Source organism: Nitrosomonas sp. ANs5 (assembly GCF_050584665.1).
In the GTDB taxonomy this organism is placed as follows: Bacteria; Pseudomonadota; Gammaproteobacteria; order Burkholderiales; family Nitrosomonadaceae; genus Nitrosomonas.
Genome location: NZ_JBEUDO010000001.1, coordinates 79,190 through 99,719, shown reverse-complemented (window position 1 = coordinate 99,719; position 20,530 = coordinate 79,190). Strand labels below are relative to the sequence as shown.

Sequence of the window (20,530 nt, the reverse complement as noted above, 5' to 3'; positions counted from 1 at the left end):
CTGCTCTTCAGGGCGGTTATCCACCAAGCGCCGACTCCCATATATATGACCGTGACCTCGGTCCTGCCTGCAGATGCTTCTACGCTAAATAAATAAGTCGCAATTTACGAACTCACCCGATTGCTGATTGCACTACCAGCTGAGTGGCACGGCTTATCAGTCACATGGCAGCGTGACAGCGGCTTGGAATCATACATTCCACTCCCCATCCAACTGTGATTTCCAGGTTGATTGTGCATTTATTGCCAGATCAGCAAAAGGTATTTGGTAGAATGGCTATTTATTCTCATTGTGAATCTGCTTAGTGCCCGACTTGACGGCGTGCATGCTCACACCATAAGAATTTCGACATGACATACAATTGCCCCCAATGCGGCAGCAAGCGTGTACATCAGTCACGCTTCAGGCCCGGTGAGCGGACCGCTTCAAACCTGTTTCTTGCCCCCTTCCGCTGCCGTGATTGCAAGGCACGCTTTTGGGAACGGAATACCAGCGCTTATTTCGTGGCCGCCATCAGTGCAGGCGGTATTGTACTATTCGGCACATTTGTCTGGCTGGCTTTATCGCCTGACGAGATCAGTTCAGTAAGACTTTCCTCTCAGTCACAAGCCAGCAGCATCACAGAAACCGCACAGGATTCTATTTCCGCCGCTGCCAATGGTCGTTCCTCAAACCCCATTCTGTCAGCGGCAGTCGAGCGCCGCCAGGAAATTGACACGCAGGCCTTGGATGAAAAATCTGGCTTGCCCGATCCCGGTGACAATCGGTTTTATACCGTAAGTCTCTTTTTGGAAAAGGCCAATAAAGGCAATCCCGATGCGCAATACCAGCTGGGATTGCTTTATCTGGCTGGCAGAGGCACTTTGCAGGATTTTTCAGAAGCGGCCAAGTGGTTCATTATGGCAGCTGAGCAGAATCACCCGTTCGCGCAATATGAGCTTGGATTGCTCTATCAGGTCGGCCAGGGGGTAGATATGGATCTTGAAAAAAGCTATATGTGGTTCAATCTGGCTGCGGCTGCAGGTGTCGAACAAGCGATGCTGGCGCGGGACAAAGCGATGCGCGCACTCAGCTCCAAACAATTGACGGCCGCACAAAAAGCAGCCAGAGAGTGGCTCGAATCCAGAAAATAGTCCAACGCTGACTCTTCCTGGATCGGCCATCTCTGTTTGCAAAGATCAACTACGCATGCGCTATAGCGCCTTGACCATGTTCTCCACGACTTTCTTGGCATCACCAAATACCATCATGGTTTTGTCCATATAGAACAGATCATTGTCCAGGCCAGCATAGCCGGCAGCCATGCTGCGCTTGACCACCATCACAGTGCGTGCCTTGTAGGCATCCAGAATTGGCATGCCATAAATAGGACTACCTGGCACATTGGCAGCCGGATTCACGACGTCATTCGCACCCAGCACCAGCACGACATCCGTATTGGAAAAATCACTATTGATTTCATCCATCTCCAATACCTGCTCGTAGGGAATCTCTGCTTCGGCAAGCAACACGTTCATATGGCCAGGCATACGGCCTGCAACCGGGTGAATGGCAAAACGCACATTCACGCCCGCCTTGAGCAAGGCCTCAGCAAGCTCTTTTACAGCATGCTGGGCGCGTGCCACAGCCAGCCCATATCCAGGCACGATAATGACGCTGTCGGCATTTCCCATCAGGAAAGCCGCATCATCGGCACTCCCGCTGCGATAGGTTTTCTGTGTCCCGTCGCCCGCAGCTTGGGCACCCCCATCACTGCCAAAGCCGCCCAGAATAACCGACAGGAACGGGCGATTCATCGCCTTGCACATAATGTAGGACAGAATTGCACCGGAACTACCAACCAGCGACCCTGCGATGATCAGCATCGGATTGCCGAGGGAGAAACCGATACCGGCTGCCGCCCATCCTGAATAGGAATTCAGCATGGAAATTACGACCGGCATATCCGCCCCGCCAATGGGAACAATGATTAGAAAACCCAGCAGGAAGGCGATGGCCGTCATGGCGGAGAATGCAGTCCAGTTGGTGGTTTCAGTGAAGAAGAACCACAGACCGAAGCCTATCATGACGATCGCCAACAGCAGATTGAGCAGGTGTTGGCCGCTAAAAACAATCGGTGCGCCGCTCATACGGCCGGAAAGTTTCAAGAATGCGATCACAGAACCTGACCAGGTCATGGCGCCAATGAACGTGCCCAGGAAAAGTTCCAGTTTGCTACCGGTGGGCAGCACCTCAGGCAAACCAAACGAAACAGGATTGTTGACAGCGGCGATCGCTATAAATACTGCCGCCAGGCCAACGAGCGAGTGCATGAACGCGACCAACTCCGGCATGGCCGTCATCTGAACGCGATACGCCACGATGGAACCAATCAAGCCACCGATGGCAATACAGCCCAGGATCAGTGCCCAATTCTCGGTAATGGTCAGCGTGGTCGCCACAGCGATCGTCATCCCGAGCATACCGAAAAGGTTGCCGCGCCGGGCCGAAAGTGGCGAGCTCAATCCTTTGAGCGCGAGTATGAAAAATACCGCTGCGACGAGATAAGCAAGTGCAATGAAATTAGCGGACATTTAGGCGTTCCCTTTCTTTTCTTTTTTCTTGAACATTTCCAGCATTCGCTGGGTAACGAGAAAACCACCAAATACATTGACAGAAGCCAAAACGACCGCGACCGCACCCAACCAGACGCCCCAGTCGGACTCTGCGGTTCCAGCAGCCAACATCGCACCGACCAGAATAATGCTGGATATTGCATTCGTCACCGACATCAGTGGCGTATGCAAGGCTGGCGTCACATTCCATACCACATGGTAACCAACAAATACAGCCAAAACGAACACCGTAAGATGAATGATCGTTGGATCAATTTCGCCAATCATGTTCTTTCCCTTCTAAATTCATAAATTTTCCAAAAACCAGCAACGAGTCCACTCGTGTTCAGCTGATGATTTCACCGTTTGCACAAATCAGACTGCCTGCAATAATTTCATCTTCCCGATCTATCTTGAGCGCGCCTGTTTCGGCATCTAGCATCAGATTCAAGAAATTCATGAGGTTGCGTGCATAGAGCGCACTGGCATCGGTTGCCACCAATCCGGGAAGATTGGCTACACCAATCAAATGTACACCATGTTTCACCACGGTCTTGTTCAATTCCGACAAGGGACAGTTGCCTCCAGCTTCTACTGCCATGTCAACAATCACAGAGCCCGGCTTCATTGCCTTGACGGTATCCTCCTTGATCAAAACCGGTGCCGGACGCCCAGGAATCAGGGCAGTAGAAATGATAATATCCGCCGCCGCCGCACGTTCATGAATCAACTCACCCTGACGGCGTTTATAGTCCTCGGACATCTCGGCAGCATAGCCACCAGCTGTTTCGGCTTTTGCCTTTTCCTCATCGGTCAATGGGACTTCCACAAATTTTGCACCGAGACTCTCGACCTGCTCCTTAACGGCTGGACGCACATCGAAAGCTTCAATCACTGCGCCCAGCCGTTTGGCCGTGGCAATCGCCTGCAATCCAGCCACCCCTGCTCCCAGCACCAGTACACGCGCAGCTTTTACCGTACCCGCCGCCGTCATCAGCATGGGAAAGAATTTCTGGTAAACATTGGCTGCCATAATTACGGCCTTATACCCGCCAATGTTGGCCTGAGAAGACAATACATCCATACTTTGCGCACGGGAGATCCGCGGCAATTTCTCCATGGAAAAGGCGGTCAGGCCATGCTTGGCCAGTGCTTCAACGCCTTCGGCATGATGTGGTGACAGCAAACCGATCAATACAGCGTCCTTGCGCATCAGGGCGAGCTCATCAGCTTGTGGACCACGGACTTTCAATACAATTTGGGATTGCTCATATAACTGCGACGCTTCGGCGACGATGGTCGCACCAGCTTCCTGGTAGGCCGCATCTGGAATGCTGGCACCCGCTCCCGCGCCGGTTTGCACCAAAACTGTGTGCAACCCTTTAGCTGTATATTTCTTGACGGTTTCGGGTGTGGCCGCCACACGCGTCTCACCTGCACGCGTCTCGGCAGGTATGCCTATGTGCATGGATACTCTCCCCTGTTATCTTGCTAATTCGTTAATAAAATCAATATATTAATTGTCTGTAAAGCAGGCGTCACGTTCCGGCCGAGGCCCTAACAAGGATCCCAATTACCTGACTGCTTATCACGAACCCCGATGCTGCGCACGCATCATCATGCTCTTGCTGTGGAATGCATACCCCATTTTTTACAGACCCCCAGATTCAAGTCAGCCTTGAATTATAAATCAATTTGGATCAGATGAAATCCGATCCGGTCTTAGAAGCTGTTTGGAAGCTCCTGTTTTATGTCAAGCGCCTCATATAATGCGAGTCAGGCGGCGTAAACCCCGGTTCGTTCGCCCGAGTAAGTCGCTCGTGGATTCTGCTATGAAACTGTTTTGAAACAATGGCTTCGAGCGATCATGCAGCAGCATGACATGTGTTAATACGTACTACTTTTTCTAAAACCATGGGCAATCTTCCCTGCTAGGAGGCTATCCGAGAATAGCGATCGTAGCGAGGGCGAGGCTGGTTGAGCGGGATTTTTCGATCATTTGAGGCGAATAGTCGTTCTATTCAACGAAAAGGATCGGAAAATCCAGCCAGCCAGAATCGTCCGCAGTAGATCAGTCTATTCTCGGATAGCCTCCTAGCTGCCTGGCGAGATATTCGGCATCAAGGTCAAGTTGACGTTGGGCTGGATTGCTTCGCTGCGCTCGCAAAGACGGACAGTAAAAAATGACCGCCGCACATATCTTGACTGCCGTCATGGCGAGGCCCAACGGGCCGCAGCCATCCAGACGCTTTTCGGCGACCATGCATCGCCGCCATTGACATGACGTTAATGAGATGGTCCCAAAATAGAAATTACCAAACAGCTTCTTATGAATCCCTGGTCAAGAAGTGGCAGTATGGCTTTCAGCATGCAAGCAGTGATCAATCCATTGACTTGTCAATTTCTCCTGGACACTGTTTTGCCGCAAGCGGGAAGCTAGCCCACTAAAGTCTACCCAATCCAATGGTTGGTCCTGATTAAAGCAAGAAAAGACATATGACACCTCACCTGTGACAGGATCTTTCTGTGGCTGCAGACACTGCGCGCAAATTTCTTTCATCATGCACTGCATCGGCGAATTGATCGAGCCGACCGCAAAGTGGTCCGCCTTCAAATAAGGCGCCAGTTGCTGATGACGGGCAGCGCCGACTGCAGCCATCATCCGGTCGGAACCAATCACGATGATACGGTCTGCTTCCTGCATAGCGATTGCAGGCTGTCCCAGTTCGCCACGAGCATATGCGACCATCGCCTGAACAATATTGCCGACATAACTCGCATCACCCGGCCGCGATGGCTGGAAGCCCGGCGCCTCATCACAACACCAGACAATGGTATCGGCAGCCGCCTCGATCTCGGCAACCTTATACCGATCGACCAATTTCTTGTAGCCCGCGAAATACAATACCTTACAGCCTGCCGCACGCGCCGCTGCACCGATCGAAAACAACACTGCATTGCCCAATCCACCGCCGACCAGCACGACCGTTTCATTGGACACAATTTCGGTTGGCGTGCCTGTCGGGCCCATCAACACCACCGGTTCACCAGGCTTGAGTAATGTGCATAAGTCTGCCGAGCCGCCCATTTCGAGCGCAATCAACGATACCAACCCTTTCGAGACATCTACCGCCGCACCAGTCAGTGCAATGCCCTCCATGGCCAGGCGCGTTTCCTCGGAAACCTTTGACAGCGCGGCAAAATTCTGGAAACGGTAAAACTGCCCTGGCTGGAAATGACGAGCAGCCAGTGGCGCATGGACAACCACCTCGATAATGGTAGAAGTCAGGCGCTCTACCTTATGCACCGTTGCCCGCAACTGGGAACCCAGCGCATGCATGAAATCCGGTGCCGGCGTACTCGCTGCCGGCGCTATCTGCGCCAGCACCCGGCTCACGACCGGATAACCCTGCTTGGCACTGGCCATGGCCTTGACCACATTACCCGAGTAAGAAGGATGCAGATCGCCGAAATAACTGATGAAACGCCCATCATCCGAGCGGCTGAGCAATACCACCGCTTTTTCCGGCTTCGGATTACCTTTGGTCACGTCAACAGGCTGGCCTTGTTCATCGCAGGACGCGAAATAGCGCCCGTTGAGCTTGAAGTTATCGGCATCTTCCCGTGCAAGCACGGTATTCGGCTGTGTCCCGGCCGCCACCAGAAGTGCCCGTGCCGGCAAATCCACTTCCCGGGTCTTATGCCAGCGACCTTCCTCATCCAGTGCCTGCACTACGAAACGGATCGTTTGGGTGTGCTCCCAGCGGTCCACATCAATCCGCAAAGGCGTCAACCCTTCGGCAAAATAGATCCCCTCTTCCAGAGCTTTCTCTACTTCTTCATGATTCAGCGTATAAGATGGGCTATCGATCAAGCGCTTGCGATACGCAATCGTCGCGCCTCCCCAGGATTTTAATAACTGCGCAATACGTGGCGCACGGCCCTCCTGGGCTGCCTGCGCCTTCTCCTCCCGAATGGCGCGGGCATGGTTCATGAACTCGGCTGCAATTTCCCGCTCTTCATCATCCCAGCCGGCCTCTACCACCGCCCTGCCCTGTTCGGCCACCAATGTTTCATAGCGATGCAGGAATTTCTCCACTTGCACAGGATAATAGGCAAGCGCCTCGGTAGCTGCATCAATGGCAGTCAGCCCGCCACCAATCACCACAACCGGCAAGCGCAACTGCATATTGGCGATGGAATCGCTTTGTGCTGCGCCCGTCAATTGCAGCGCCATCAGAAAATCAGATGCCGCCCGCACCCCACGCGCCAACCCATTGGGCAAATCCAAAATAGTCGGACGCCCAGCACCGGCAGCCAGCGCAATATGATCGAAACCCATGTTCCAGGCATCTTCAACGCTCAATGTGCCACCAAAACGCACCCCGCCAAAAAGCGCGAATTCCGAACGTCGTTCCAGCAAAAGACGGATCAGTTTCAGAAAATTCTTGTCCCAGCGAACCGTGATGCCATACTCGGCAACCCCCCCAAAACCCATGGGCAAGCGCTCATTCAGATCCTCGCGCAAGGATTCGACGTCAAGGATAGGCGTAAAAGGCATACGGGTGCCGTTCATGTCCACACCAGATATCCCGGCGGCCAGAGGCTCTATTTTCAGTCCATCCACACCGATGACCGTATGCCCATCATTCATCAAATGATGCGCCAAGGTATAGCCCGCAGGACCCATTCCTACTACCAGTACTTTTTTGCCAGTTGGCGATTTGGGATAAGGCCGGCCCAGATCGAGTGGATTCCAGCGTGTCAACAAGCTATAAATCTCAAATCCCCATGGCAGCTCGAGCACATCCTTGAGCGTCCGCGTTTCCGCCTGTGGAATATTGACAGGATCCTGTTTCTGATAAATGCAGGATTTCATGCAATCATTGCAAATCCGGTGTCCCGTGCCGGCACACATCGGATTATCCAGCACGATCATTGCCAGACTGCCAACCGCCACGCCCTGTGTCTTGAGTTTGTGAAACTCGGAGATACGCTCTTCCAGCGGACAACCCGCCAACAAAGCGCCGAGCTCGCTTTTCTTGAATACCTTGCTCTCGGGCGCATCCTTCGATTTTTGTAAATAGCCTTTCGAACAGGAGTCCTTGCCCTGCTCATGACACCAGATACAATAATTGGCTTCGTCCAGCGCACCCGCCAGATCTGTGCCGACATCGGTCAAAGAAAAGCCTTCCCGGTGGCGCAAATGATCGAGATGATGCATCGTATAGCCCTCGCTGTCTTCAGTCACCAGCGACAGCAAATGCTTTGGATCCAGCTTGCGTGGGGACTTGAACAATATACCCTGCCGGGTATGCGCCTGACCTTCGGGCGTGCGCAGCGCCCATGCGGCATAATGCAAGGCAAGCTCAATTTGATCGGCATATTGGGCTTCATCTTCCATCCAGCGAGCAACATGGCTCGCAAAAACCAACTCGGAAAAAGGCTGCCCGAATATTTCCACCAGTTTCTGCTCCAGCACCAATCCATCGATGGTCTGCAGTACCTGATCACTGACCTTGGTTTTGGCCCGCCGCTGCACGAACTGACGTTTGCAAAAATAGAGCGGCGCCAACTCATGATGCCGCTGGGCCAAGGCACGCACTTCATTGCCAATACCGAACAAGGTCGCGATAAAGTCCTCCAACCAGGGCGCCAATTCTATCAGCAGAGCAGATTCGTCTTTCGTTGCCAGTGACTCAGGATGCTGGCGGGCTTGATCCAGGCGGGCTCGCAATGCCGCATCACCCTCCTTGAGGACATCCAGAAATATTTGATCCAGCTTGACCAGACCGTCACGATCATATAACTCTCTGAAAGTCATGCCATAACCGAGCGCGAGGGTAGCCAAAGCGGCTGTCGAAGGATGAGCGGATGTTGAGGGTGAGTCAATCATGTTTATTCAGGTATTTTTACGTAGGATAATGGGAACAAATAATGCTGGCTTCATACTCCCGGCAGACCAGAACTGTTTACAGGCTTTCCAGGAGAATCAAGCGAGTATATAGCTAATGAATAATGGCTATATCAAATAGCGCTTACGCTTAACCAGGAGTTTCAGGTTTAATCTTCGGAATCACAGATCATGCCGGCGGCAACCGTGTTATTGCTAACCTCATCGATGAGAATAAAACAACCAGTGCCATGATTGTTCGCATAGGCATCCACAACCAGTGGCAGCTGCACTTTCATCCCGACGCGGGCGATATCGTTCATGCTGAGCGTATCGGTCATTTCATGATCCATTGTATTGACATCCACGCGGTAATCGATCCGGGCAATCAAACCCTTGACCATGCGCGTGGTATGCTTGACGATATATTTACGCCTGGGGTCAAATCCGCTCTCAGACAACCAGCAAAGCATGGCATCGAATTCCCGGATGGTACGTGGCGATTTGCCGGTATTGACCAGCATGTCGCCCCGGGAAATATCCAGGTGATCTTCAATTGTCAACGTCACGGACTGGGGTGCAAAAGCACTCTCCAGCGTATCGTTATAGAACAGGATTTCCTTGATATGCGAGGTCAAACCGGAAGGCAACACGGTGACTGCATCCCCCTTGCGCACCACACCGGATTCGATACGTCCCATATAGCCGCGGAAATCATGCAACGCCTCCGTTTGTGGGCGACAGACCCACTGTACCGGAAAACGAAAATCTTTCGTATTGAGATCATGCTCGATATCGATACTCTCCAGCAATTCCAGCAAAGGCCTGCCGGTATACCAGTCCAGCCGGTCGCCCCGCTCCACCACCATATCCCCAAGCAAAGCGGACATGGGAATATAATCGATGGAACGCAACCCCAATCTTTGGGCAAAAGCAGCAAAATCGGCACAGATGCGCTCGAAAACATCCTGGGAATAGTCCATAAGGTCCATCTTGTTGACGGCCACAACCAAATGCGGAATACCCACCAAACTGGCCAGGAAGGCATGCCGCCTCGATTGCGTCAGCACACCCTTGCGTGCATCGATCAGGATAATAGCCAGATTGGCGGTAGAGGCCCCCGTCACCATGTTCCTGGTATATTGCTCATGCCCGGGCGTATCGGCAATAATGAATTTACGTTTAGGTGTGGTGAAATAACGGTAAGCCACATCGATGGTAATTCCCTGCTCCCGCTCGGCCTGTAAACCATCCGTCAACAAAGAGAGGTCGACTTTTTCCATACCACGCTTGCTGGAAGTGTGGGCAATAGAACTCAGCTGATCTTCGAATATGGATTTCGAATCATGCAGCAAGCGCCCGATCAGGGTGCTTTTCCCATCATCCACGCTTCCGGCAGTAATAAATCGAAGCAACTCGGCACGATCGAGTCCGACATTTTCAACGACTGACATGTACTAGATGAACCTTTGAAGAAAAGTAAAATTAAGATGGGGAATGATTAAACCTTGAATTAGAAATAGCCTTCCCGTTTACGCAATTCCATCGACGCCTCAGATGTCTGATCATCCATGCGTGTAGCCCCACGCTCAGTGATACGGGTAAGCACGGTCTCGGCGATAATTTCCTCGACATTTCTAGCTTGAGACGCGACCGGACAAGTACAGCTCATATCCCCGACCGTACGGAACCGCACCATCACGCTCTCCACACGCTCGTCTGCTCCAGGTTGAACCAGGCTCGAGACCGGCAACAATCCGTTGTTGCGCGGGATAACTTCCCGCTGATGCGCGAAATAAATGGATGGCACTTCCAGACGCTCGCGCCCGATATATTCCCACACATCCAGTTCGGTCCAGTTGCTGATAGGAAACACCCGGATATTTTCGCCGGGGTGAGTACGCGTGTTGAACAGGCTCCACAATTCCGGACGCTGATTTTTTGGATCCCATTGGCCGAATTCATCGCGGAACGAGAAAATGCGTTCTTTTGCACGCGCCTTTTCTTCATCCCGGCGCGCGCCACCGATACAGGCATCAAATCCAAATTCCGCAATCGCATCCAGCAAAGTAATAGACTGAAACGGATTGCGGCTCTGATTTTCAGAACGCAAGACCACCCGCCCGCGTTGAATGGAATCCTCCATACTGCGCACGATCAGACGTTCACCCAGCTCCTTGGCCCGATAATCACGAAACTCGATAACTTCCGGAAAATTATGACCGGTATCGATATGCATCAGTGGGAACGGGAAACGGCCGGGCCGGAAAGCCTTCTCTGCCAGCCGCAACAGGACCACTGAATCCTTGCCACCCGAAAACAGCAATACCGGATTCGTACATTCTGCTGCCACTTCCCGCATGATATGGACCGCCTCACTTTCCAGGGCATCCAAATGTGTAAAAGCTCGATGATTCATTTTGATTTATTTGATAACACGTTAAGTGTAGATTACGTTTTCTCTACATGCAGGCCGCATTCCTTGGAATCCGGATTTTCCCACCACCAGCGCCCCGACCGGACATCTTCACCCGGCGTGATCGCCCGGGTGCAAGGCGCGCAACCAATGCTGGGGTAGAACCGATCGTGCAATGCATTGTAGGGCACATCATGCTGTTTGATGTAATCCCACACATTCTGATGGGTCCAGTGACACAGCGGATTGAATTTATGCAAGCCGTGTTCGCTGTCATAGGCCGAGATTTCCAGGCTGTCACGTGTCACGGCCTGTTCACGCCGCATTCCTGTAATCCAGGCCTTTTTCCCTGCCAGTGCCCGCTTCAGAGGCTCGACCTTGCGCAAATAGCAGCAACTTTTCCGCAAGGCGATGCTCTTGTAGAAACCGTTCGGCCCATGCTGCGCGACATAGTCTTCAATCGACGCCGCATCCGGGCAATAGGCCCGGATGGAAACAGCGTAACGGTCCTTCACTGCCTGCATCAGATCGTAGGTTTCTTGCGGCAAACGGCCGGTATCAAGCGTAAAGATCACAATCTGCGGATAGTGACGCGCAATCAGGTCTGTCAGCACCATGTCTTCGGCACCGAAACTATTGGCGAACACCGCTGGCGCATAGTTTTGCTGGATATGCTCCAGCACACTGCACAATTGCTCAACTTTCTGTTGCAAGTCCTGTTGACTCATACGCGTTCGATTAGGCCAAGTCTACGCAATCAAGCCACTGAAGCTGACTGGGTTTCCCGCCGGCTTGAAGCGGCTCCAGCTTGAGGCAGTGCACCGGCCAAATCCAGCTGACGGTCAAAATCCATACAGAATGCCGCAACATCATTCGTCCAGCCGTCCATTTCAGCGTACCACTCGGTCAGCAGCTGATCATTCAACTCTTCCGCAGGTTTTGAGAAATAGTGCGCAAAGTTTGCCAGCGATTTGGCCAAAGCCGGTTTGGCGGGCAACACTTGCAGCAATTCCTCCGCCTGCTCGGCCAGCGTGTCGCATTTGCGCCCGCCAACCAGCTGGGTCAATCCTTGGCCAATCAGCCAGGCGATTGCCTCGGCACATTTCGCAGATTCCTCAAACTTGCGCTGGAACTTCAAGGCATTCCGGTAATTTCGCTCGTTTGCAGCATCAAAGAATGTGGTACCGATCTGTACCTGCTTGGCGCCTGCGCATTCGCCACCACCCAGCTGCAACACCCTGAAATCGTCGGTATGACCATGGTCCCGCATGACCGACAGGATCTCCTCGGCACTGACGGCCATCAGATCCGCCAACAACTCCACGAAATAGTCTTTACCCTTGCGGCGCGTCCAATTGAAAAACGTCTCATTATCGGTGCGATCAGCGGTATAGGCAGCCTGGACCCGATCGATGGCCGGCTCAATACGAGCGCTCGGAACTGATGGCCCTTTGAAAGCCAGTCCGCCTGCAGCCATGCCGTTGCCACCAAAATACATTTGGTAATGCGGCACCAGCTTGCCATGCATGCGTTTGCCCTCGCCATAGATGCCAATATCGCCAGCCTCGGGTTGTGCACAACCATTGTGGCATCCCGACACGCGGATACGCAGATCATGCTCACCACCGGATAATTTCCCACCCACCGTTGGGCTCGACGTAATACCCAAACGGCAAGTGGAAGTGCCTGGACAGGCCACGACATCGTCACCGGCTTTGGGCAAACCCAGTCCCAAATCGGCCAGTACCGCCTGAATATCCGCCAGCTGAGCTTGCGGTACATTGACCAGCATCAGATTTTGATCCTGGGTCGTACGAATTTCCGCCAAATCGAACCGTTTCAACAGCCCGGAAAGCCCCCGCATTTGTGGCACCGTCAACTGCCCAAGCCGCACGCTGATTGGCAGCACATGCAACCCAGCCTGTTTTTGTTCATAAATTTCACGTGGCGCGCCTTGCCCCGGGGCCGCAACATCGGTTCTGCCGGTGGTCCATTCGCCTTTGGGGTAGCCCTGATTCTGCAAGGCCTCTTTGACACGAGCCAGCTCTTCCTGATATTTTTCGATGAAGCCCGCCTCACCGAACCGGTCCACCAGGAACTTGATGCGTGACTTGGCACGCTTGACCCGATCGGAATACTTGTTGTGCACGGTCAGCACCGCTTCGATCACCAGGAACAGGTCTTTTTCCTCAACGAACGATTCGACAACAATCGCCTCATGGGGTTTATGCCCAAGGCCACCGCCTACCAGCACCTTGAAGCCGAAACGCCCATCCTCGTTTTTGACAGCCACAACCCCCAAATCATGAATCATCGCTTGTGCGCAATCCGATTCACAACCCGAAAAGCTGATTTTGAATTTACGTGGCATCAGCTGATTGAGCGGCTTGCGCAGAAAATGCCGCACTGTGCCATTGAGATGCTGCGTAATATCGGTGTGTTCGCGCGGACATACCCCGGTCAGCGGGCAGGCTGTAATATTGCGAATCGTATTGCCGCATGCTTCGCGCGTCGTCAATCCACCTTTTGACAACTTGCGCATGACAACTGACGTATCCGCCAATGGTACGTAATGCAGTTGTATATCCTGGCGCGTTGTAATATGCGCTTCGCCACGTTGCGTGTGATGTTCGACGACATCGGCAATTGCATCGAGTTGCGTCCCGACCAAACGCCCGCCGGGGATCTTGACGCGCACCATGTTCACGCCTTCCTGGCGCTGGCCGTAGATGCCCATTTGCAAACGGGTGGCCGTAAAACGGTCCGCATCGATCTGGCCATTCAAGAAACCTTGCAAGGCTTGTTCGTAGGCGTCGATTTCCTCGTTGTCAGCAAGATCAGTCAAATAATCCATTCCATCTCTCCATAGCTTCCATGGCATTATCAATATATCCACGGAATAATTTTCAACAGCCAAAACGTGCTATTTTATCCGATAACCGCCCGCTGCGTAACGTCATTGTCAGAAAATAGCCAGAAAATTCAGGGTCAAGCTGTAAAAAACGCCGCCTTGGGCCAGCATCATGCTCACTCAAGATCGGTCGACGATTTCCAGCGGGTGATAGCGGCAGAAAATAAGTTCCTCATCCAACTTACCAATATACCGCTCGCAGCGATTTGTTCGCAGATGCGATAGCATGTATTGATCTGCAGAATATACTTCTCGTACTTGTAACAGAATAACAAAAATCTTATATAATATAAAATAATATTATATTACATGCATATAACACACATTCATAACACCCATGAAACTTCAGCAATTACGCTACCTCTCTGAGATCGCCAAACAACAGCTCAATCTTTCCAAAGCCGCCGAAGCCCTGCACACTTCGCAACCAGGCATCAGCCGGCAAATTCAATTACTGGAGCAGGAACTGGGCGTTGAAATTTTCATACGCAATGGCAAGCGCATCACCAAAATCACGCCACCAGGACAGGCCATTCTCGAAGTCGCAAGAAGAATGCTTCAGGATGCGGACAATCTGAAAAGAATCGGAGAAGAATTCAACGACAAGGAAAGCGGTTCACTCGTCATCGCAACCACCCACACCCAGGCCCGATACGCCCTGCCACCCATCATCAAACGATTTATCGAACGCTACCCAAAGATCAGGCTGACCCTGCGCCAGGGCAGCCCAATCGAAATATCCACCTGGGTTGCTTCAGGTGAAGCGGACCTGGCTATCGCAACCGAAGCGATAGAACTATTCGACGAGCTGATCATGATTCCTTGCTACCAATGGAACCGCTGCATCGTGGCCCCCCCCCAACACCCGCTGCTGGAACAGGAAAAGCTGACACTTGAATCTCTCGCGCAATACACCATCATTACCTATGATTTTGCCTTCACCGGGCGCTCAAAAATCAACCTGGCTTTTGAGTCCAGAGGCCTGCAGCCCAATGTCGTCCTGACCGCCATCGATGCCGATGTAATCAAGACCTATGTTGAAATCGGGCTGGGCGTGGGGATTCTCGCGCAAATGGCCTTCGACCCTGCGCGCGATAAAGGTCTGCGCGCCATCGATGCCGCCCATCTCTTCGAACCGAGCACCACCCGGATTGGCATCAGCCGCAGTTGCTACATTCGCAGCTATATTTACGACTTCATTGAAATGTTCGCCCCACATTTGGACACAGAAACCATCAAACAGGCACTGGCCCATCCGCAACGACAAGAACCAGCCTGAAACCAGGCCAGACACCTGCACAGCTAGTACTCCGTACCGTCATAGCAAGGCCGGCAGGCAAAACTGATGAGGTCGGTATGAAACAGAAGAAATGATCAAACAGCCGGATGGTACGCTTGCGCACCATAAAACCGACGATGGATTATTACTGGGCGCATGTTCATCATTCACGTCGCTGAACCGACAATCGCCTTTTAGCGTCAGCCGGACGGTGCGCAAGCGCACCCTTGTACCCTACGCATACAACCTGATCACCATCATGATCAAACCACTAATGAACACCAAGGCACACTAACACGCTAATATTGCAAAATCACTTCGGCTGTATTTTCACCCGCAACCAGACCAGCCATCCATCATTCGCCCGGCCACATAACAAAGCTCAAATCAAGAGAGCGCCGCAACCCAACAACTCGTGTGCATTGGTGTCCATTCGTGGTTTCCCGGCAAAGCCAGCGGCAATACAACGCGGCCGCCCCCTGCCGGCAGCCGTCGCGGTCATCCAAATACTTTTCAGCAACTGTTATGTTATGGAAAATTTTATAACTTGGCGCCTGTACCCACCAGCGAAGCCGAAGTGATTTTATAAGAAAATGTTTCCGGTTCGAGGCTATCCTGTTGCCGCCCGTCGATTTCGGCATGCGGATAAAGGAAAAACGGCAACTTGCCCACAGCACTTGTCTTGCCCAGGCCAACATTCTCGCCGTCATTGAAAGCGACCCAATTCATTTCCCAGGAACCGAACAACTTCTCTCTCAATTGCACAATCAATTCGTGATTGCGGGGCAACATATCCAAAGCCATGACCTCGCTCACGTCAGCCGGATCTACTGGCACCCAGCCAAAGCCGGCCAGATAGAATTCAGCCCGGCAATGCTGCGCGCGACTGACATCGCCAAACTTGCCCAGATGCTTATTGAGCACCGAATCATTGATCCGAATACCATACTTCTGCCTGGCGGGAATGCCGCTGGCGCGCGCCAGCCCCACAAACAGCGCATGAATATCGACACATTTACCACGGAGATTTTCCTTCGCCAGCATATTCTGGACATCCCCCCAGCCCTGCCCACGCAGATTGTTATCAAAAGTCGCGTTGTCAATCACCCAGTCATAAATGGCCCGCGCTTGCTGCAGCGGCGTTTTCGCACCGGCCTGCTCAGTGATGGCAAGCGCAGTTTTCTTGACAATGCCATCAACAGGAATCTGTTTGCTCGGTTTCAGGTATTGTTTCACCGCCTGCGGTATTGCAGCCGAGGCCGGTGCACGATAATGCCGCAGGTCAATAGAGCGGTCAGCAGTCTTGATAATGCTGCTGACTTTTATGGTTCGCTCGCCACTGCCCTGCCAGGTTGCGTGAAACATCGGAAAACGCGTATCAGGCACAACACTGAATCCACCAGCAGTCGCACTCCCATTCCAGTTACTGCCCTGTGTAAACTGATAATCCGTATCATTGGTATCCGGCAAAGGCAGCCACAACCGCGCAACTTTTCCTGCGGATGGCAACGCCACCTCATAAGACAAACGATAACTTCGCCATTTAGCTGGGGCCGAAGATTGCGCAAATACCGATGACGGGATGGAAGGAAACAACACAGCGCCTGCTCCACCGGTGCCAATCAGTTTGAAAAAATCCCTACGTTTCATACGACTCCTGAACAGTGTTGGTATAAAATAAATACAGCCAGAAACAGCAAATCTAGCGCTGCCAGCTACTTCAGTCAATTCCTATATTTCATGCTCGACACACAATCCCTACTCCCCGCAATCGAAATCACAACCGGCGCCAACCCCACCCATACAATCTTATGGATGCACGGGCTGGGTGCCGACGGCAATGACTTCGTGCCCATTGTACATGCACTTGATTTGTCACCCGAAATCTCCATCCGTTTTCTGTTTCCGCATGCTCCGGTCCAGCCCGTCACCATCAATGGTGGATGGAAAATGCGCGCCTGGTATGACATCAAACATAACGATTTAAGTTGGCAGGAAGATGAAACCGGGTTACGCAACTCACAGCGCGCAATTACTGCACTACTCGAACACGAAATCCAGCGAGGCATCCCGGCCGCACATATCGTGCTGGCCGGTTTTTCCCAAGGCGGCGCCATGGCGCTGCAAACCGGCCTGCGCCTTCCGTACAAGCTGGCCGGCATCATGGTCCTGTCCGGCTACCTGCCACTGCCTCATCATTTGGCGCGGGAAGCCCACTCCGCCAATATTTCGACACCCATATTCATGGCACATGGCACTCAAGACCCCGTTGTACCCATCGCACTTGCCAACACCTCGCAACAACTCTTGCTCGAACACCACCATGCCGTAGAATGGCATGAATACCCCATGGCGCATGCTGTTTGCGACCCTGAATTAGCCGACATCTCACGCTGGCTGAGAAAAGTTCTTCAATGATTACCTCAACCCGGCTCATCTGATCGGCCCGGATAACCGTCAAGGCAGCCAAGTACCCAACCGCCTCAAAAAAGTATGAAATCACATCCATCGATAAGTAAGCAGCATTCAGCAGCCATCGAGATCAATTTACTGACAACCTATCTCACAATCCCACGAGAGAATTGAAACGGAAAAGCTGAGAAGCCGGACATCCCTTCATTCAGGATCACTGAAGACCAAGCTCGTAGACTCCGAGCTACCACAGCCCAACCTTTAGGATAAGTAGTGTAAACCCGGTATGGCGTAAAAACAAACCCGGCCAGAACGGGATTCCGAGTGTTTATTGATACGTTCGACAAAATGGCCGGGCGCTACCCCCATGTGCGATTCGTCCCCGCCGAACGATCACAGTTTCAATCCTCGCCCAGCCGAATGGCCGGGCGCTACCTTCTATGCCACAAGAAATTCCAGTGCCGAAGGGTGTTTCAATCCTCGCCCAGCCGAATGGCCGGGCGCTACCTTCAGCTAGCCGTCCTGTCAGCTCCTCTTCTGTGTTTCAATCCTCGCCCAGCCGAATGGCCGGGCGCTACAGAATACTCTAATGCTATTTGCTGATACTTTGATTGTTTCAATCCTCGCCCAGCCGAATGGCCGGGCGCTACCGCAAGGAAGGGTCTGGTTATTGGAGGTTGTCGTGTTTCAATCCTCGCCCAGCCGAATGGCCGGGCGCTACCGACATAAGAATTGACAATGTAATGCCGTACAAAGTTTCAATCCTCGCCCAGCCGAATGGCCGGGCGCTACTGGTTAAAAAGCATGGTCGCGTGGATATGATTCAGTTTCAATCCTCGCCCAGCCGAATGGCCGGGCGCTACCACTTATGGGCCTTGTTATCCCCGTTCTGGTAGCAGTTTCAATCCTCGCCCAGCCGAATGGCCGGGCGCTACGGCAGGGACCTGAAGCTGGTCATCGCGGATCTATCGTTTCAATCCTCGCCCAGCCGAATGGCCGGGCGCTACAGGCTGAAAATATCAGAGAAGCAGCCGATAGCATTGTTTCAATCCTCGCCCAGCCGAATGGCCGGGCGCTACGCCATCTGTACTTCCCCTCTCTAATCGATCAAAAGGTTTCAATCCTCGCCCAGCCGAATGGCCGGGCGCTACTACGTAGTTTTTACTCATACCCTCGCTCTAATTCCAGTTTCAATCCTCGCCCAGCCGAATGGCCGGGCGCTACGTCCCACGCCACTATTAAGCCGACCGCTGTAGTCTGTTTCAATCCTCGCCCAGCCGAATGGCCGGGCGCTACAATCGAATCAACGCAGGCGTATTTACTTATTGAGGTTTCAATCCTCGCCCAGCCGAATGGCCGGGCGCTACGCCATGAAGAAGAGGAGAGCATGAGAAAGATTTTGTTTCAATCCTCGCCCAGCCGAATGGCCGGGCGCTACTGTATTTGATTTTTTCTTTGAAGGCCGAGAAACTGTTTCAATCCTCGCCCAGCCGAATGGCCGGGCGCTACAGTACAACTACAACTCCATCATACAGCAAATAAAATTGTAGCCAATACGCGAACCCATACGCATCGGTTCTTTGAGAGAGCAGGAAATTTGATTTCCTGATGGAATGTATCTATTTTTCATACAGATAACAGAAGCGCGAATATCCCTGTATTTTTACGGTTGCTTGACATCCGCGCAAATCAGATAACGAGAGGGCCTTCAAAATCTACAGCCTTGAAATTACCATATTCTTTCACATGCAATTCGAATGGCTCCTTTAAACGATAAAGCCGAAGGCTATCTTCCTTTTCATCGATCTCAGCCAACAATCGTCGTTCCAATTCCTCGAATTGCATCAAATTGACCTTGCGTTCAAATACCGACTTTTGCACCCGCTGACCATGCCCCTCACAAACCTTGGCCACACGTCTCAACCTTTTCCGGCCTTCTCTGGTTTCTGTCGAAACATCATAGGTCACGATAATCAACATCATTACCTCACAAGAAAAGGAATATAACCATCCATTTCACCCCGGATGGTGCGGGATAAAAATCGTGCCTGCAGCTGCGGCAACAATCCAAATGGTACTTTGGATTCAAGCAAGGGATGCGTGATTTCCTCCTGCTTGCGCTCCTGGTAGGCCGTCACCACAATTTTCCTTGCATCATCCTGCAGATAAACCGCCCCGCCCTCTCGTGCCTGTACATCCCGCTCAGAAATCTGCCCCCGGTTGATCAATGTCAGAGCGAGACGATCTGCCAGAATCGGGCGAAACTCCTCCATCAGATCAAGTGCCAGCGCGGCTCTGCCAGGACGAACACTATGCAGAAAACCCAACTGAGGATCGAGTCCCACGCTTTCAACCGCCGAACGGCAATCATTCATTACCATGGAATAGAGAAACGATAGCAACGCATTGAAGCGATCACGCGGGGGCCTGCGTGTTCGCCCATTCATGGTAAAGAATTCGCGTATATCACGACGTACCAGACAAGGCATGGCCGAGAAATAGGTCTTTGCTGCATCCCCTTCGATGCCGCGCACACTATCCAGGTTATCCGCAAACGGCAAATTACGAATCGAAACAGCAAGAGATTGTGCTGCCATACTTAACGCCTGCTGATCATTTTCATCCGATGCTTCTCGCGCCCCTCGCAGCAATACCTGACGACAGTTACGCAATTTTCCAGCAATCGCGGCCTTAGCGATCGTCAATGCAAACGAAGCATCGGCCGCCATGCGATGCTGCGCCTGGCGCAACAAAATATTGCCGCTGACAGCCCCCTCCAGCCTGGCCTTGAAGCGCCCGTTTCCATCAAGCAAAACAAAGTTGATGCCTTCATCGGCACAACGATGCATCAATGCTGGCGATATCATGATATTGCCAAAGCAAACCACAGACCCCAAATGGTGCAATGGCACCTGCAGACGCTTTTCCCGTTCCACATCTATACGCAACGTATTATTTTCCAAATGCACATAAGCGCTTGGTGTCATGACGTACAATGTATTGAGCATTTGATACATACAATTCC

Annotated in this window: 15 protein-coding genes and 1 CRISPR repeat array; of the genes, 4 read left to right on the top strand and 11 right to left on the bottom strand. The window is 52.4% G+C overall.

Going from position 1 to position 20,530, the window contains the following annotated elements; all coding sequences use genetic code 11:
- Positions 1 to 350: 350 nt before the first annotated feature.
- Complete coding sequence (locus tag ABTW62_RS00385; RefSeq protein WP_430902589.1) at positions 351 to 1,133, top strand: tetratricopeptide repeat protein; 783 nt, start codon at positions 351 to 353, stop codon at positions 1,131 to 1,133.
- 60 nt (positions 1,134 to 1,193) lie between these two features.
- On the opposite strand, the gene ABTW62_RS00380 is transcribed toward ABTW62_RS00385, so the two are convergent.
- The 8 genes from ABTW62_RS00380 to ABTW62_RS00345 form a co-directional block, all read right to left on the bottom strand.
- Positions 1,194 to 2,573 carry an NAD(P)(+) transhydrogenase (Re/Si-specific) subunit beta gene (locus tag ABTW62_RS00380; protein ID WP_430902587.1) on the bottom strand — a complete coding sequence of 460 codons (1,380 nt, stop codon included), beginning with the start codon at positions 2,571 to 2,573 and terminating at the stop codon, positions 1,194 to 1,196.
- On the bottom strand, positions 2,574 to 2,882 hold the full coding sequence (locus ABTW62_RS00375; protein ID WP_090411647.1) for an NAD(P) transhydrogenase subunit alpha: 309 nt from the start codon (positions 2,880 to 2,882) through the stop codon (positions 2,574 to 2,576). It lies immediately after the preceding gene.
- A 58-nt stretch (positions 2,883 to 2,940) separates the two neighbouring features.
- A complete protein-coding gene (locus ABTW62_RS00370; RefSeq protein WP_430902586.1) occupies positions 2,941 to 4,062 on the bottom strand; it encodes a Re/Si-specific NAD(P)(+) transhydrogenase subunit alpha in 1,122 nt (373 codons plus the stop codon).
- An 873-nt stretch (positions 4,063 to 4,935) separates the two neighbouring features.
- Positions 4,936 to 8,490, bottom strand: coding sequence for an FAD-dependent oxidoreductase (locus tag ABTW62_RS00365; protein WP_430902585.1), 3,555 nt, complete (start codon positions 8,488 to 8,490; stop codon positions 4,936 to 4,938).
- A 167-nt stretch (positions 8,491 to 8,657) separates the two neighbouring features.
- Positions 8,658 to 9,941: a sulfate adenylyltransferase subunit CysN gene (gene cysN / locus ABTW62_RS00360; RefSeq protein WP_430902584.1), complete on the bottom strand. Its 1,284-nt coding sequence runs from the start codon at positions 9,939 to 9,941 to the stop codon at positions 8,658 to 8,660.
- A 59-nt stretch (positions 9,942 to 10,000) separates the two neighbouring features.
- Positions 10,001 to 10,906: a sulfate adenylyltransferase subunit CysD gene (cysD, locus tag ABTW62_RS00355; RefSeq protein WP_430902583.1), complete on the bottom strand. Its 906-nt coding sequence runs from the start codon at positions 10,904 to 10,906 to the stop codon at positions 10,001 to 10,003.
- Between the two features lie 32 nt (positions 10,907 to 10,938).
- Positions 10,939 to 11,631 carry a phosphoadenylyl-sulfate reductase gene (locus ABTW62_RS00350; RefSeq protein ID WP_430902582.1) on the bottom strand — a complete coding sequence of 231 codons (693 nt, stop codon included), beginning with the start codon at positions 11,629 to 11,631 and terminating at the stop codon, positions 10,939 to 10,941.
- 29 nt (positions 11,632 to 11,660) lie between these two features.
- Entirely contained in the window at positions 11,661 to 13,757 is a 2,097-nt protein-coding gene (locus ABTW62_RS00345) for a nitrite/sulfite reductase (protein ID WP_430902581.1), read from the bottom strand.
- A gap of 394 nt (positions 13,758 to 14,151) precedes the next feature.
- On the opposite strand from ABTW62_RS00345, the gene cysB reads away from it, so the two are divergent.
- Entirely contained in the window at positions 14,152 to 15,093 is a 942-nt protein-coding gene (gene cysB / locus ABTW62_RS00340; RefSeq protein ID WP_430902580.1) for an HTH-type transcriptional regulator CysB, read from the top strand.
- Between the two features lie 91 nt (positions 15,094 to 15,184).
- Positions 15,185 to 15,388: a hypothetical protein gene (locus tag ABTW62_RS00335; RefSeq protein ID WP_430902579.1), complete on the top strand. Its 204-nt coding sequence runs from the start codon at positions 15,185 to 15,187 to the stop codon at positions 15,386 to 15,388.
- A 245-nt stretch (positions 15,389 to 15,633) separates the two neighbouring features.
- Here the strand turns inward: ABTW62_RS00335 and ABTW62_RS00330 are convergent, their stop codons facing one another.
- Complete coding sequence (locus ABTW62_RS00330; RefSeq protein WP_430902578.1) at positions 15,634 to 16,743, bottom strand: transglutaminase domain-containing protein; 1,110 nt, start codon at positions 16,741 to 16,743, stop codon at positions 15,634 to 15,636.
- Positions 16,744 to 16,833: 90 nt separating this feature from the next.
- Here ABTW62_RS00330 and ABTW62_RS00325 point away from each other — a divergent pair, with 90 nt between their 5' ends.
- Positions 16,834 to 17,511 (top strand): alpha/beta hydrolase, encoded by a 678-nt coding sequence (locus tag ABTW62_RS00325; RefSeq protein WP_430902577.1) that lies wholly within the window; start codon positions 16,834 to 16,836, stop codon positions 17,509 to 17,511.
- Positions 17,512 to 17,903: 392 nt separating this feature from the next.
- A CRISPR array of direct repeats spans positions 17,904 to 19,014; the repeat unit is 37 nt; unit sequence GTTTCAATCCTCGCCCAGCCGAATGGCCGGGCGCTAC.
- 180 nt (positions 19,015 to 19,194) lie between these two features.
- Here ABTW62_RS00325 and cas2 read toward each other — a convergent pair.
- Together cas2 and cas1c are read right to left on the bottom strand one after the other, a co-directional pair.
- Entirely contained in the window at positions 19,195 to 19,485 is a 291-nt protein-coding gene (gene cas2, locus ABTW62_RS00320) for a CRISPR-associated endonuclease Cas2 (protein WP_430902636.1), read from the bottom strand.
- A gap of 2 nt (positions 19,486 to 19,487) precedes the next feature.
- On the bottom strand, positions 19,488 to 20,522 hold the full coding sequence (gene cas1c, locus ABTW62_RS00315; RefSeq protein ID WP_430902576.1) for a type I-C CRISPR-associated endonuclease Cas1c: 1,035 nt from the start codon (positions 20,520 to 20,522) through the stop codon (positions 19,488 to 19,490).
- Between the last annotated feature and the right edge of the window lie 8 nt (positions 20,523 to 20,530).

Excerpts from the sequence above, each read along its gene's own strand:
- ABTW62_RS00385 (WP_430902589.1), top strand. The coding sequence starts at position 351 with ATGACATACAATTGCCCCCAATGCGGCAGCAAGCGTGTACATCAGTCA.
- ABTW62_RS00380 (WP_430902587.1), bottom strand. The coding sequence starts at position 2,573 with ATGTCCGCTAATTTCATTGCACTTGCTTATCTCGTCGCAGCGGTATTT.
- ABTW62_RS00375 (WP_090411647.1), bottom strand. The coding sequence starts at position 2,882 with ATGATTGGCGAAATTGATCCAACGATCATTCATCTTACGGTGTTCGTT.
- ABTW62_RS00370 (WP_430902586.1), bottom strand. The coding sequence starts at position 4,062 with ATGCACATAGGCATACCTGCCGAGACGCGTGCAGGTGAGACGCGTGTG.
- ABTW62_RS00365 (WP_430902585.1), bottom strand. The coding sequence starts at position 8,490 with ATGATTGACTCACCCTCAACATCCGCTCATCCTTCGACAGCCGCTTTG.
- cysN (WP_430902584.1), bottom strand. The coding sequence starts at position 9,941 with ATGTCAGTCGTTGAAAATGTCGGACTCGATCGTGCCGAGTTGCTTCGA.
- cysD (WP_430902583.1), bottom strand. The coding sequence starts at position 10,906 with ATGAATCATCGAGCTTTTACACATTTGGATGCCCTGGAAAGTGAGGCG.
- ABTW62_RS00350 (WP_430902582.1), bottom strand. The coding sequence starts at position 11,631 with ATGAGTCAACAGGACTTGCAACAGAAAGTTGAGCAATTGTGCAGTGTG.
- ABTW62_RS00345 (WP_430902581.1), bottom strand. The coding sequence starts at position 13,757 with ATGGATTATTTGACTGATCTTGCTGACAACGAGGAAATCGACGCCTAC.
- cysB (WP_430902580.1), top strand. The coding sequence starts at position 14,152 with ATGAAACTTCAGCAATTACGCTACCTCTCTGAGATCGCCAAACAACAG.
- ABTW62_RS00335 (WP_430902579.1), top strand. The coding sequence starts at position 15,185 with ATGATCAAACAGCCGGATGGTACGCTTGCGCACCATAAAACCGACGAT.
- ABTW62_RS00330 (WP_430902578.1), bottom strand. The coding sequence starts at position 16,743 with ATGAAACGTAGGGATTTTTTCAAACTGATTGGCACCGGTGGAGCAGGC.
- ABTW62_RS00325 (WP_430902577.1), top strand. The coding sequence starts at position 16,834 with ATGCTCGACACACAATCCCTACTCCCCGCAATCGAAATCACAACCGGC.
- cas2 (WP_430902636.1), bottom strand. The coding sequence starts at position 19,485 with ATGTTGATTATCGTGACCTATGATGTTTCGACAGAAACCAGAGAAGGC.
- cas1c (WP_430902576.1), bottom strand. The coding sequence starts at position 20,522 with ATGTATCAAATGCTCAATACATTGTACGTCATGACACCAAGCGCTTAT.